Source organism: Edaphobacter bradus, assembly GCF_025685645.1.
GTDB classification, from domain to species: Bacteria; Acidobacteriota; Terriglobia; order Terriglobales; family Acidobacteriaceae; genus Edaphobacter; species Edaphobacter bradus.
Window position 1 is genome coordinate 1,384,027 of record NZ_JAGSYF010000002.1, and the last position, 12,966, is coordinate 1,396,992.

General features: G+C 61.3%; 11 protein-coding genes. 2 read left to right on the forward strand and 9 right to left on the reverse strand.

The features are described 5' to 3' along the window. Window positions 1-206: 206 nt before the first annotated feature. The gene (locus OHL16_RS11895; protein WP_263367339.1) at window positions 207-1,208 is read left to right on the forward strand and encodes a YncE family protein; all 1,002 of its coding nucleotides are present in this window, start codon (window positions 207-209) and stop codon (window positions 1,206-1,208) included. Between the two features lie 80 nt (window positions 1,209-1,288). On the opposite strand, the gene OHL16_RS11900 is transcribed toward OHL16_RS11895, so the two are convergent. The 3 genes from OHL16_RS11900 to OHL16_RS11910 are packed head-to-tail and all read right to left on the reverse strand — an operon-like array spanning window position 1,289 to window position 5,000. Next, complete coding sequence (locus OHL16_RS11900; RefSeq protein WP_263367340.1) at window positions 1,289-2,236, reverse strand: LysR substrate-binding domain-containing protein; 948 nt, start codon at window positions 2,234-2,236, stop codon at window positions 1,289-1,291. A gap of 5 nt (window positions 2,237-2,241) precedes the next feature. Further along, a complete protein-coding gene (locus OHL16_RS11905; RefSeq protein ID WP_263367341.1) occupies window positions 2,242-3,564 on the reverse strand; it encodes a chloride channel protein in 1,323 nt (440 codons plus the stop codon). Continuing rightward, a complete protein-coding gene (locus OHL16_RS11910; RefSeq protein WP_263367342.1) occupies window positions 3,561-5,000 on the reverse strand; it encodes an FAD/NAD(P)-binding protein in 1,440 nt (479 codons plus the stop codon). The genes OHL16_RS11905 and OHL16_RS11910 overlap by 4 nt, the downstream gene beginning before the upstream one ends. A 180-nt stretch (window positions 5,001-5,180) precedes the next feature. On the opposite strand from OHL16_RS11910, the gene OHL16_RS11915 reads away from it, so the two are divergent. Continuing rightward, complete coding sequence (locus OHL16_RS11915) at window positions 5,181-5,891, forward strand: LVIVD repeat-containing protein (RefSeq protein WP_263367343.1); 711 nt, start codon at window positions 5,181-5,183, stop codon at window positions 5,889-5,891. 128 nt (window positions 5,892-6,019) lie between these two features. On the opposite strand, the gene OHL16_RS11920 is transcribed toward OHL16_RS11915, so the two are convergent. The 6 genes from OHL16_RS11920 to OHL16_RS11945 all read right to left on the reverse strand — a co-directional run bounded on the left by OHL16_RS11920 (window position 6,020) and on the right by OHL16_RS11945 (window position 12,745). Next, complete coding sequence (locus OHL16_RS11920) at window positions 6,020-7,984, reverse strand: DUF4097 family beta strand repeat-containing protein (RefSeq protein WP_263367344.1); 1,965 nt, start codon at window positions 7,982-7,984, stop codon at window positions 6,020-6,022. Window positions 7,985-7,987: 3 nt separating this feature from the next. Beyond that, the gene (locus OHL16_RS11925; RefSeq protein WP_263367345.1) at window positions 7,988-9,208 is read right to left on the reverse strand and encodes a B-box zinc finger protein; all 1,221 of its coding nucleotides are present in this window, start codon (window positions 9,206-9,208) and stop codon (window positions 7,988-7,990) included. Continuing rightward, window positions 9,205-10,209 carry an anti-sigma factor family protein gene (locus tag OHL16_RS11930; protein WP_263367346.1) on the reverse strand — a complete coding sequence of 335 codons (1,005 nt, stop codon included), beginning with the start codon at window positions 10,207-10,209 and terminating at the stop codon, window positions 9,205-9,207. The genes OHL16_RS11925 and OHL16_RS11930 overlap by 4 nt, the downstream gene beginning before the upstream one ends. 24 nt (window positions 10,210-10,233) lie before the next feature. Beyond that, complete coding sequence (locus OHL16_RS11935; protein WP_263367347.1) at window positions 10,234-11,013, reverse strand: RNA polymerase sigma factor; 780 nt, start codon at window positions 11,011-11,013, stop codon at window positions 10,234-10,236. A 106-nt stretch (window positions 11,014-11,119) separates the two neighbouring features. Next, window positions 11,120-11,665 carry a superoxide dismutase family protein gene (locus tag OHL16_RS11940; protein WP_263367348.1) on the reverse strand — a complete coding sequence of 182 codons (546 nt, stop codon included), beginning with the start codon at window positions 11,663-11,665 and terminating at the stop codon, window positions 11,120-11,122. Between the two features lie 126 nt (window positions 11,666-11,791). After that, window positions 11,792-12,745, reverse strand: coding sequence for an energy transducer TonB (locus tag OHL16_RS11945; protein WP_263367349.1), 954 nt, complete (start codon window positions 12,743-12,745; stop codon window positions 11,792-11,794). Window positions 12,746-12,966 lie beyond the last annotated feature (221 nt).

Sequence of the window (12,966 nt, forward strand, 5' to 3'; positions counted from 1 at the left end):
GTTCTGCCTTTGATGGCCATCAGCTGTGTAGCCTCTCGAGGGCCCTGACAACCATGTCGGGGGCAACATGTTTGGTGAAGTCCTCATGGATGTAAGCCTCAATTGGGATTCGTTGAGAAGCAAGCTTCAGCGAGTGGGTTCAGTGAGCTTTAAGCTTGCGAAGAATAGACTGCGGTCATCTGGTAGCAAGGAAAGGGTGGCCGTCCATGTCGAAGAAAAGAATAGTCAGGATTGCGTGCGGGATCGCTCTGCTGATGCCAGCTGTTGGGATTGCGAGTGCTCAGTCTCCGGCGCCGTTGCGCTGGGAAAAGACGATTCCTTTGCCAGATGTGAAGGGGCGAATCGATCACATGGCTTTCGATGCAGAGCACCAGCGCCTTTTTGTTGCTGCGCTGGGGAATGACAGCGTCGAGGTCGTTGATGTTCGGAGCGGTAAGGTGGTGCAAGCGATCGGCAGCCTTGCCGAGCCGCAGGGCGTCCTCTATGAATCGAGAAAGGGACGGCTGTGGATCGCCAACGGGAAGGACGGCACGGTACGGATCTTTGACGCGCGGACGTTTCAGCCTTTCCGCACAGTCGAGTTGGGTGATGACGCGGACAATATCCGCCAATACGCTACGAGCGGACAGATTCTGGTGGGATATGGCAGCGGCGGTATTGCGACCTTTGATTCTGACGGCAACAAGGTATCTGACGTAAAGCTGGATGCACACCCTGAGTCGTTTCAGCTGGAGAAGAGGGGTTCGCGGATATTTGTCAATCTGCCGCGTTCGCAGAAGGTGGCTGTGGTTGATCAGGCGAAGCGCGCGGTTGTGGCAAGCTGGACGACGGGCAATGCCAGCTCGAACTTTCCGATGGCGCTGGACGAAACGAATGAAAGGCTTTTTATCGTCTGCCGCAGACCTGCTGTTCTGTTGGTGCTGGATACGAAATCGGGCGCTGTCGTAGCGAGCCTTCCCACTGTGGGAGATTCGGACGACGTCTTTTACGATCAAGAGCGCAAGCGGTTGTATGTTTCAGGCGGCGAGGGATCGATTGCTGTGTATCGGCAACAGGATCGCGACCACTACAGCAAAGTCACCCAGCTCGAGACGGTGAAAGGCGCTCGCACAAGCATGTTCGTCCCCGAGCTGAGCCGATTCTTTCTGGCCGTCCGGCAGGAGGGCGGGAAGCCGGCGGCGATTCAGGTCTTCGATGTGGAGAACTAGCTGAAGCGTCGTCGAGTTCCAGAAGATTCTCCATCACGTGAGTCCGCGAACCTGGACTAGTTGATCCCGTGACTGATCTATTAGCTTCCCGCTCGATGGTTGTCCTTCTGTTTGCCTGTCGTTCGCGGAGCAAGCTCAAGAGAGTGTGAGAGCAGGAAGCCGCGGAAGGAGCCCACGTTGCCGGCAGGTTCCGGACCGGCAGGATAAGCCATGGAGAATCGACGAGAGAGCTTGAGGCCACGCACTCTTGCGAGCTTGAGCGTCCCCAGCGAGAGTTGATTTCGCACGGCCCAGCGTGAGACAAACGTGATTCCCAACCCGGCTTCGACAGCGCTCAGCAAGCCTTCGGTGGAATCCAGTTCCATGCTGATCTTCAGGTCCTTGCCTTTCAGGCCTGCAGCAGCCAGTGCGTGCTCCACAACCCGCCGCGAGCCTGAGCCGAACTCACGCATCAATAGAGGCTGTTCCTTCAATTCGGCAAGCTCGATCGCGTGGTCAGCCCATTCATGACCTGCCGGCACGACGAGCACCATATGATCTTCCATGAACGGCTCAATGTGCACGTCCTTACGGTGCTCGGGGCCTTCGATGAGCGCAAGTTGAATCTCGCGCGAAACTAATGCCTCCAGCATTGCGTCGGTGTTTCCGCTACGGGCGGTTACATGAACCCTTGGGTTGGCGCGCAAGAAGCCGGCAACGAGGTTTGGCAGCAGATATTGGCCAATCGTCTGGGATGCTCCCAGAGTCAGCTCCCCGGCCTGCTGTCCGTTGGCGTCTGCGACCGCTGCCACTGCCTCCTCGGACAGCGCCTTCATCCTATCTGCGAAGGGCAGCAATGCCGCTCCGCCCGGTGTCAAGGAGATGCGTCCTCCGCCCCGGTCGAATAGCGGCACGCCGAACTCGTCTTCCAGTGCCTTGATCTGCTGTGTCACCGCGGGTTGTGTGAGTAACAACTCCTCCGCCGCACGGCTGAAATTCAGATGGTGTGCTACAGCACGGAAGACACGAATACGAAAGTTGTCGATCATCTGATTCAGATTCTCCTTAGAGTTGATTCGACCTCTGCCGGAGAAGGCGTGGCAATATCGTAAAGCGACCTCGGCGAAACTCGCCGGGCGGTACACCAAGAGACCACGTTCATGATAAGCAGCAACGGCAACAGGTGCCACTGTCCGGTGAGTTCGACGGCCATCAGTCCGGCCATGACAGGTGCATGGGTTACGGCCGACAGGAACACACTCAGGCCAACGATGGCGAGCAGAACCGGGTCGGCGCTATGAACGAGGCGGCCGGCTGCGAGACCAACGGCCGCACCAGCGAAGAGTGTCGGAGTGAAGACTCCGCCAACCGTTCCGGTTCCCACGCAGAACGTGGTAGCGATGAGACGTGCCGCCAGAACGGCAGCGATGCTCCATAGTGCAGGCGCGCTCTCGAGTGTGCGCATAAGGGCCGCATCGCCATTCCCCCATACGGCTGGCTGCAATAGGCTAAGTGCGCCGACGACAAGCCCGCTCCACAGCAGCGCCAGCGGCCATCGTCTGGCAGAGTGCAGACTTCGCAGCAGCCCCCGGTACGCCGGGCCTGCAAATCCAAGCAGAATGGCCAGCGGAAGTGCCCACAGCACCTGCCATGAGAGAGAAAGCGGCCCCGTGACGGCGAACAACGGGCCACTACCCAGGATCGCGCGAGTGACGAACCAACCCGCAAATGAGGCGACCAGAAGTTGCGGAACCTCCGTCCATTCCCATGCCCCTAGCACGATCTCCATCGCAAAGAACACTCCTGCGAGCGGAGTCTGGTAGACGGCCGCCACCGCGGCAGCAGCGCCCCAGGCGACCTGACGTGAGAGAGCGGGCGCGCGAAAGGGCGAACGTTCACCTGGCGAATGCTCCCCGACCCAGGATGCGACTGCTGCCGCGAACTGAATCATCGAGCCCTCGCGCCCGATGGCCGCTCCGGTTGCTATCGAAAACGCCGAGGAGACTGTGCGCCAGAGAGTTGGAGCGAACGGTATGCGTCCCTCTCGATATCGCACCGCCTCCACATACCCCTCGAAGTATCCAGCTCTGGACCAACGACCTGCAGCCCGGACAACAGCCGTTGCAAGCGCCGCTCCGGCAACCGGGGTCAGCATCCGTCGCACGGGCGAGAGAGCGGCCGCCGCATCCGGCAGCATGCCCGCTCGCTGCACGAAGATCCACTGCAACGCGTGGAGGCCAAGCCGGACGCCGACGCAGGCTGCGCCGCTCACCAGGCCAAGCAGCGCCGACCATGCCAGGATAAGGAAGCGGTCACGAACACATTGCCCGCACCGGGTCATTCGGCTTGGCCGCGAGATTGATAAGACGGTCGTCATGCCGCCACCAACGAGCCAAGCTCCGCTGTTGTAGAGAGTGAAGATTGCTGATCCTCTTCTTGCCGACTGCTCCGCATCGTGCTCAAGAGCCCAACCAAAATCCCAACCAGGATCGTTGCGAGCTCCACAGCCTGTTCGCGAAGCTCCGGAATTGCGATCGATTCGAGAAGCGTTCCCAGGCGGGCCGGTCCGAGATTGAAGAGCACACCGGATGCCTGGCCACGAGCATCGATCAGCGCGCCGGAACGCGTGGTGTTGAATCCGCCGCCAAGTGGACCAGGGGCCACCAAACCTTGCTCAAACAGGCTCTCGAGGAGCGGGGATTTCACGCGCCGGTAGTTCATGCTCGGGCCGGTGCAGTTGATTACGCGAGCAGATTCGAACTTCTCCTCTCCGGAGGCTGTGCGAATCACGACCGCGGCTCCCTTCGTGGTGGCCCCCACACTGTGCAGGTGACCCACGCGAACGATCAGTGTGCCAGCGGCCAACTCGCTTTCAATGATGTCAGCGACCGGCGGAGCCATGCGATGCCGAACGACATCCCAGCGACGCTGCAGGTGACGACGAAAGCGCTTCTGCTCCGCGAGTGGGAGCGCGAGCCATAGATCGTTTGTGGTCGCGCGGAGGCTGTCGAACGCCGCTCTCCATTCGGCCCCATTTCGGATCGCGCTTCGAAGCGCGCGCAGGTACGCGATGCAGGTGGCGGGAGTGTCGGAAGGAATCGCGCTCTCCGTCATTGGCGTGTAGTCGGAGTGGCGGTTCGGCAAAATGCCATGCCGGGACGCTGCAGTGATCGTACCGCGGTGCCCCAGTTCACGCAGCCTGAGTAGCACATCCACTGCCGTGAGACCGCTGCCGATCAGCGTGACGGGCGCGTCGGGGTTGAGCTTCTCATAAGTCGCGGAGAGCCATGCATTGTGGCAGTACGCGTTGGTGGAACGGGCCTCATCACTGATCCCCGGCAGGACGGCGGGATCGAAGTTGCCTGTTGCCAGCACGGCGAGGTCGCATGCGATTCGGCGGCCATCATCGAGCGTCAACACCGCGCCGGCCACGGCTGCGCGATAGTCGACAACGGTTGCCCTCACTTGTTCTACGCCGTCAACCGTCGCAAGCAGGTCTCGAATGTACATGCCGAACACCGCGCGCGGCGCAAATGTTCCGCGGTTCGCCTCCGGATCGTAGTTGGCGCGCAACCAGTGGAGAAAGTGCTCCGGCTGATTGGGGAGAGCGCTGATCTTGCCTGCCGGAACATTCAGGAGATGCCGCAGGCTTGGTGTCGAATACGCCAAGCCTAACCCAAGTTCCGGCCGCGGATCGATCACGAGGATCCTTGCCTCCGCTCGTTGCTGTACGAGGTGATAGGCAGTCAGTGCACCGCTGACGCCACCACCGATAATCGCGATAGTCTTTCGGGTTGTGGTCTGAGTCATCATGCTCTGACACTACGGCCCGCTACTGCATAAAGGAACTCACAAATTGTTATGCCCTATAAGCAAAAGCCCAATAGATTCGCGGGTTTTGGCGACACTCAGTTGACTTATGCGGTATCACGATTACTTCTTGGACAAGCGAGCGAAACGGGTTGATTCTGAATTACGAAAAGGAGAAACGCCATGAACAAACTCACTTTGAACCGAATCGCAATCAGCCTCGTCGGCATCGCCACGATTTTCGCTCCCCTCGTTGGGAATGCTGAAGTGCACTCAAGGTCGAAGGAGATTGTCGTGATGGATTCTCGAGACCTTCCGGAGGAAGCAGAGCTCCCTGGCAATTCTTTCTTTCTGCATTCAGACAATGCGGGCAGCACATACCTTTACGTCGAGCAGCAGCAAGGGGCGAGGCTCTCCGTCTTTGATGTATCGGATCCCGGCCGCATCAAACTGGTTTCAACCACAAAGCTTGCTACGCCCGGCGCCTTCGACTTCAGGCGCCCATTGGATGGAAGCGCCGAACTGGTCCGCTTTCGCGACGGGCAAAACGTAGGCGTTCTGGATCTGCGTAAGCCACGCAAGCCAAGCCTGCGCGTCGTAACAGCGTTGGCAGATTCCGGATCTATGCAATCGCTAGGGGAGTCGGGGCTTCTTGCCGTCAGCAACCAACGGTATAGTTATGCCCGCGCTGTGCCCCGCGACTATCAGGTGATCGACCTCTCTACACCATCCGACCCGACGCTATTGACGACTGTGAAGCAGGTCAGACATCAGCTAGTGAATGCGGAGACAGGAACGACGTTCCTGCTTGGGAGAGATGGCCTCACAGTTGTGCGGCGCGTCAACGTAGAGAATGAATATAAGTCCCACCTGATGCAGATGCAGGTGAACTAAGAGTTGCTGGCAAGTCCTCTCCAGTGGGAGTCGCGAAACAGCGACTCCCCTTGGTTTTTTTGAGCGAGGATCGATCCTCCCCCTTCGACTATGCACAGGGGGCGGAATGGCAACTGCTCGGATCGAAGCTATTTGTTGCGTGCGGCGTCGCGTTCGGCGGCGGCTTTGTCGGCGTCGCGTTCGGCTTCTGCGAGGCGTTTATCGATGTCGGCATCCGTGAGCGGCTTCCCCGGACTGGAGACTGTTCTACCGTTGGGGCGGATGATGATCTTGACGCCGTCCTTGCCTACATATTCTTTCGTGCCGTCGGGGTGGGTGGTGAGATGAGTTCCGTCGCTGCCGACATAAACACGGGTGCCGTCGGCCTGGGTGATGAGTCTTGTGCCGTTGCGAACGTAGACGCTGGAGCCGTCGGGGTGTGTCCTGATATTGACCCCGTTCTTGTCGATGACGACCTTGGTGCCGCCCCCATCGGAGATGTTGAGGCCCTCTTTGCCGATGACGACGGAGGCTCCGTCGCTGCCATGGATGGAGATGGGCGGCGGCGGAGGAGGCGGCGTGGGCGGGATGGGTGCGACGCTGGCCTTCTTGAGGGCGATGTCGCCCTGGCTGGTGCTGATGCGGACGAGTGGGCCGCCTTTGCCTATGGTTCCGTTGATGGTTTTGCGGTTGTTGCCGCCCTCTTCGCCGGGAAGGGAGAAGTCGTTCTCGACGTCGCCGTTGGTGGTCTCGGCCTGCACGACGAAGCCGGCGTGCTCGGGCATGGTGAGGTTGACGGAGCCGTTGCGGTTTTCGACGGTGATGTTGCCGAGGGGCTGCGCGCTGGTGAGGTCGACGGAGCCGTTGCGATTGGTGACGGAGACGTCGCCGGAGATGCGGTCGAGCGAGATGTTTCGGTTGGCTACGGCGAGGGTGAGCGGGCCCGAGACCTGGTCGGCGGAGATGTCGGAGTGGCTGATCTCGATCTCGCCGTCGAGGCGGCCGAGCTGGAAGTCGGTGCGGCTGGTGTGGAACTTGACGGTGCTTCGGATGCGCTCGAGGTGGGTGGTCCCGAAGAAGTCACCGTTCATGGTGGTGGTGCCGTCGATGTCGGAGAGGGTGAGGTCGCGGGCGCGGCCCTCGACGGAGACTGCGCCGGTGACGCTGTGGGCCGAGAAGGAGGAGTCGCCGTTATTGATGTGAGTGGTGATGGCTCCGGTGATGGCGCTGGCTTCGACGTCGCCGTGGTTGGCGGTGATGGTGACGGGGGCCTTGATGGCGTTGACGTGCACATCACCGTGGTTGGCTGAGACGGTGGTGGCGGCGGAGGGTGGAATGGTGATGACGAGGTCGGCGCGTCCTGCTTCGACCGAAGGCAGAGTGACGCTGAGAGTGTTGCCCTCGGAGGTGATCGCGGGGCTAAGCTGCTGGGCCTTGTTGCCTGCCTCGGAGTCGGAGCGCGTGTAGACCTGCTTGTGGACGGCGATGTGGACCTGGTTGTCGTCGCTGGTTCCGGAGACGGTGACGTCGCCGCGCGGGTTGTTGATGAGGATGGCGGCGCCGGCGGGGAGGGCCTGGGCAAGGGCCTGATCGCTCTCATGCTTGTCGCCCCAGAACTCGTCGAGGTTGTTCTGGTCGAAGTTCATGGCGTGGCCGAAGATGTCGTGGCCGTGGCGCATGCCGCTGAAGAAGATCCCGGCGAGTCCGAAGAGGATGAGAAGGGCGAAGACGCCTCCTCCGAGGCTGCGGCGGCGCGGGATGGCGTCATCGGAGTGGAAGTACTGGTCGAAGGCCCACTCGAGCAGTACGATGACGCCGGCTCCGATGAGAAGGATAGGCCAGAAGCGGCCGTACCAATCCCAGAAGTAGCGGGCAGAGATGTGGCCCGTTTGGATGAGCAGGAAGACGACGCCGACGGCGATCAAAAGCAGTGGGCCGAGGATGGAGGAGCGGCGCGTGCTGCGCATCTGGTAGCGGTAGGCGTCACGCTGGGCGCGGAGCATGTCGCGCTGCATGCGAGCCTGCTGCTTGAGGACGCGGCGCTGGTAGCGCCAGTCGCCTCCGTATGGGGGACCTGCGGGTGGCGGCGGATACGGTGGAGGATAGTTTGCCATGGCCTAACGTCCCTCCTGATCGTGCTCGGTGGGAACGATGGGAGTAGTGCTTGTGGGTGGGGCCGGAGGCGCCGGAGCTGCGGGCGGCGGCGGTGGATAGAGAGGAGGGGAGGCCGCGGCCGAGCTGTAGGCGGCGCGCTCGAAGAAGATCATGAGACCGGCGACGATGATGAAGAGCGGCCAGCTCTTTCCCCAGGAGAGGATGTTGAAGCTGGCGAGAAGGAACATGACTCCGACGAGGATGACCCAGATGGAGCCGCGCAAGGCGCTCAAGAGGCGGATGCGGTAATAGGCCGTGCCATCGTCGGCCAGGCCCTCGCCGGAGAGAGTCATCCGGTGGATGAAGATCCAGACGCCGAGCCCGATGAGGAAGAACGGAACCAGGTGGAAGACGTGGAAGAAGCCGGAGTTCCCGATGAGAAAGAGCAGGCCGAGGCCGATAAGCCAGATGGCTCCTGTTGGGAAGCGGCTGCGCGGAGGATAGAGCGGCGCGTTGGGGTCGAGGGGCTGCGGCTGTGTTGCGGCGTAGGGGTTTGCCTGGCTGTCCCAAGGCGCACTCCAGCTGGCGGCGGGCGGCGGGTAGTTGTAGGTGTAGTTGTAACCGCCAGGCGGTGGCGGAACCGCGGAGGCCGCAGCCGGCGGGGGAACGACGGGTTCGGCAGGGGGAGGCTGCTGCATGGGGCCGGATGTAGCGACAGCAGAGGGCCAGGATTTTCCGAAGCCGAGGCGCTCACCGAGGTCGTTGAGACCGAAGGGGTTGGGCAGCGGGGTTCCGTCTCGGCGGGCTTTGGCGGTGTGGTAGGCCTCGATGACCTGGTAGACCATCCAGCCGAAGACGAAGAGGCCGAAGATATCGTGCTGCTCGGCGATGCTGACGAGCACGGCGAAGACGATGAGATGCACGACTCCCTTGGCGTACTGGCCGTTGTACATGGCACCGACGCCGGGGATGACGCCGAGCAGGGCGGCGAGGACGGGGTTCGGACCCCCGGGAGGAGGGATGGCTCCGGCGGTCGAGTAGCTGAGGTTGGGGGCACCGCCGGCGTTGGCGTAGGTTCCTGCCGAAGCTGGCGGAGGAGCACCGACACCGGAGAGCCGGGCCGCGAGGCAGGGCTCACAGAAGACAGCAGAGCCTACCGTCCGGGCACACTCCTGGCAGAGCGGCTTGCCGCAGTTCTGACAGAAGGCGATTCGTTCACGATCAGGATGGTTAGCGCAGTTCATACCAGTCCCCCTTCCTGGTTCCTAAAGACATTGGGAGCAAGTGGAGCAAAGGCATACGTCGCGGCTGGGGTGGAGCCGCGCCCTGAAAGGGAGCCGACGAACTGGAGGCGGTCTTGTGGAATCTCGCGCCGGCTGGTTCCGGACTTAGGGCGAGGACGCGCCTGCTTGGGGTCGTTGCTGTCGTCTGGCTTCTGGCCGTCTGGCTTCTTATCGCCAGAGGGCGTGGAGGTGCTGGGGGCCGAGTCGTTCTGATTGGAGGGGGCCGGCGCCGGGGTGGTGTTCTCTGCCGAGCGCTGCAGATCGTGGACGCGGGACGTGAACTCGTAGACCACGCGCATGTTGTCGAAGGTGCGGGCGAGGCGGGCGTTTGTCTCGTAGAAGCTGCGCCGGATGCTGGAGGGTTTGAGGTCTTTGGCGCGGAGCTCGGTGATGTGAAGGCCGGTGAGGTTGAGGGTCAGGGCGACGGAGAAGAAGGCCATGGCGGCGGTCATCGCCAGGCGCGGCTGCATTAGGGCGTGGCCGATGGAGCTGAACCGGAGGGCGTTGACGACGCGCTGGCGGAAGGGCAGGACGTTTCCTGCCGAGGCAGCCGCCGGGTTGAGGGCAGGGATTCGGGCGGGGACGCCGAGCAGCGTGTTGGGGTGGCGGCCACTCTGGATGGAGACGGGCTGGGCGGCAGACGTTTCGGAGGTTTGGGCGATGGCCTGGGCGCTGATGGCTGCGGCTCCGGTGGTCTGGGCGAAGATGCGGTCGAGCAGGGCGGCGGAGGGCTCGGGTCGCACGGCGGCGAGGACCTCGAGAAGAGAGGCTCCCCGGCGGGCGTCGGCGAGCATGGCCGTGCAGGAGGGGCAACCGGCGACGTGAAGGTCGAAGACGGCCTGATCGGCGGCAGAGAGGGTTCCGTCGAGGACGTCGGCCAGCATGGCCTCGCACTGGGAGCAGTGCTGCGCGCCGGGAGACTGAGGAGGCGTCGCGCTGCCGAATTGGTTATGGTCTGCCACTTAAATCACCTGTCTTTCTAGCACCTACATCTGTTGTCTTTCTATACGTTGCAAGAGTCGTGCCAGTTCCCCGCGGCCGCGGCTGATGCGGCTCTTGACGGTTCCCTCGGGGATGCGGAGTACCTGGGATATCTCCTTATAATCCATATCTTCAAGATCACGCAGGATAACTGCCTCTCGGAGCTCCGGGGAGAGCTGCTTGAGGGCGTGCTGGATGCGGCCGCGGAGTTCGAGGTCGCCGACGTGCTTCTCCTGCGAGTCGCGAGTGTCGGCGAGCCGGTCGGCGAGGGTGGGGCCGTCGTCTTCACCGTCGAAGGAGGCGTCGATGGAGTCGGTGGCGCGGTCCTGACGGGTGCGGCGGAAGTGGTCGACGAGGAGGTTGCGGGCGAGCGTGGTGATCCAGGTCTGGAAGCTGCCCTTCTGGAGGTCGAAGCTGGAGAGGTTCTTGTAGAGCTTGAGGAAGACGTCCTGGGTGAGGTCCTCGGCGTCGGAACTGGAACCGGTGAAGCGGTAGCAGATGGCGTAGATGCGACGGTGCTGGGAGGCGACGAGCTGTTGCCAGGCCTGTGGGTCGCCGGCGATGCATTGGCGAACGAGCCTGACAAGGGCTTCCTGTGCGGCTACCTGTTCTGGCGTTCGCTCCAACGTGGCCTCAGCGGGTTTCAAGGGTGGTAGAAGTGTACCGCGTGCGGCAGGCGGCGGGGTGGCCTGCATGGGGGCGGGGTTATTCGGTGTGGCACGAGGGAGGCGTCGCGGAGACACTGCCCGGCTGGAGTGTCGGCCGGGAGCTACCGGAATCGCCATGTGCAAGACGCCCATGTGGTTGCTATACGCATGGGCGTCTGTCCCGGTTCAATGGAAACAGGGAGTAGGGAATAGGGAGTAGGGAATAGAAGGCAAAGGCAGCTCCCTAGGGAGTTGGTGCGGTGATGACTCCGCAGGCGATGCGGTTTCCGGCGTTTCCGGTGGGGTCGGTCTTCATGTCGTCTGCCTTCTCGTGGACCATGATGGAGGTTCCGCCGTTGGCGTAGAGGGAGTCAGCCGCGGAGAGGTTGAGCGAGAGGTAGTCAACCGTAAAGGTGGCCATGCCGGTGTGATCGGGGCCGATGGCGATGTTCTGGGGCAGGTCGCCGTTGTGGTGGCCCATGGGGTTCATGGTTCCGTGCTGCTTGCCGGCGGGATTGAAGTGGCCGCCGGCGGACTTGAAGTCAGGGGCGTCGCACTTGGCGTTCTGGTGGATGTGGACAGCGTGGTCGCCGGCGGGAAGGTTCTTGAGCTTGAGGTTGATGGTGAGCTTGTCGTCCTTGGAGGGGGTGAAGGTGGCGGTGCCAGCGTCTTCGCCAGAGCTGGTTTTGAGATGCACGACGACGGCGTCTTTGTGCTTGGCGAAGGGTCTGGCAAAGGCAGGGACTGCGAGGAGGCTGAGGGTAAGGGCGGCGGCGGTGGTAAGGCGCATAACGGCTACTCTCCTGAAGTTGCTGATATCTCGGATGCTTAGAACCTGTTCGGAGTAAGGATAGCGCACGGCGGATTTCCGGTGTGCTGGAGCTGCCTCGGAGTGACCTGACGATGTGATATCAGGTCAGCGAGAACCTATGAGAGTGAATGTTGAAGGTCCGATGCTGAAGTTCACTGTAATTGTTGTCGAGACCTTGGTCGGAACTCCATCGAGCAGGTAAGGCTGATATTTCCACTGTTTGACAGCAGCCAACGCGGCTTCCGAGAGGATCGGCGAAGCCGACTCAATCACTCCGAGCTTAAGAATTGTGCCATCGGCAGCGATGATCGCGCGAAGGTAGACCGAGCCAGAAATATGTTGTTGTTTCGCCGAGTCGGGGTAATGGGGCCTAGGTTGAGATATGGCCTTGCCGGCTACCACTCCGCTCGGCAAGCCAACAGCAGTGCTTGAGGTCTTCGAGGAAGAATCTGTTTTTGTAGAGAAAGAAAGAAGAAGCGGACCTTCGACCTGTACGGGTGAGCCCTTCCATGCCGCCGGCTTCAACTTCTTGCCTAAAAGCTGGTCAAGGGCTGCCTGATCAAGTTCGGGATTATCCGTGGAAAGCACTGAGGCTTCCCGGACTTGGCCATGGGTATCGACGGAGACGAAAAGTGAGATCGAGCCTTCGGTTTTTCCCGAGCTCACCGTAGGCCAATTCAGGCCGGTGGAGTTTTCAGCCAGCTTCTCGATTTGGGAGGCGTCAATTGTGTACGAGGCTAGTGGATCAGGACTGCTCTGACTTTGCGGAGTAGCGAAGAAGTCGGCCTTTTTGTTTGAGTGTTCGAGTTTGTCGATCTTTCCGACCAGAAGAGTTTCTGGCTGAATTTGCGACAAATAGAGATGGGCGATCTGCTTTCCGTTGAAATCGGAAAATTCATTGAACTCCATCTCGTATCCGGGAGTGTCTACCGAAGAGAGAAGCCCGTTGAGGAAGAAACACAGGCTGGCTGGGGCAGGCGGGCTTCCGCCGATACGTACAAGCGCACTAGCACAGGGTGGCGTTTTGGTTCCCGAAGCCGATAGAGTCTGTTCGAGCATGAGATCGGGTTTGCTCCAGACATCTCTCGGAACTGGATCTACGATGGCCGTGACAAAGCCACGGAGCCAGAGAGGGAAATAGTCGCCGGAGGACTCTACGTGCGTGCCCGATTCGTTGACCGTGGTGACATGCCTGAGGTTGGGCGCGGTGACGATCCGTTTCCAGAGCGTAGGAGATGACCAATACTCTTCAATCTCGGCGTGGTAGTCGGAGGTCGGAT

Coding starts and splice junctions, on each gene's coding strand:
- OHL16_RS11905 (WP_263367341.1), bottom strand. CDS start 3,564: ATGACGACCGTCTTATCAATCTCGCGGCCAAGCCGAATGACCCGGTGC.
- OHL16_RS11925 (WP_263367345.1), bottom strand. CDS start 9,208: ATGAACTGCGCTAACCATCCTGATCGTGAACGAATCGCCTTCTGTCAG.
- OHL16_RS11910 (WP_263367342.1), bottom strand. CDS start 5,000: ATGATGACTCAGACCACAACCCGAAAGACTATCGCGATTATCGGTGGT.
- OHL16_RS11895 (WP_263367339.1), top strand. CDS start 207: ATGTCGAAGAAAAGAATAGTCAGGATTGCGTGCGGGATCGCTCTGCTG.
- OHL16_RS11915 (WP_263367343.1), top strand. CDS start 5,181: ATGAACAAACTCACTTTGAACCGAATCGCAATCAGCCTCGTCGGCATC.
- OHL16_RS11940 (WP_263367348.1), bottom strand. CDS start 11,665: ATGCGCCTTACCACCGCCGCCGCCCTTACCCTCAGCCTCCTCGCAGTC.
- OHL16_RS11945 (WP_263367349.1), bottom strand. CDS start 12,745: ATGCTCGAACAGACTCTATCGGCTTCGGGAACCAAAACGCCACCCTGT.
- OHL16_RS11935 (WP_263367347.1), bottom strand. CDS start 11,013: ATGGCGATTCCGGTAGCTCCCGGCCGACACTCCAGCCGGGCAGTGTCT.
- OHL16_RS11900 (WP_263367340.1), bottom strand. CDS start 2,236: ATGATCGACAACTTTCGTATTCGTGTCTTCCGTGCTGTAGCACACCAT.
- OHL16_RS11920 (WP_263367344.1), bottom strand. CDS start 7,984: ATGGCAAACTATCCTCCACCGTATCCGCCGCCACCCGCAGGTCCCCCA.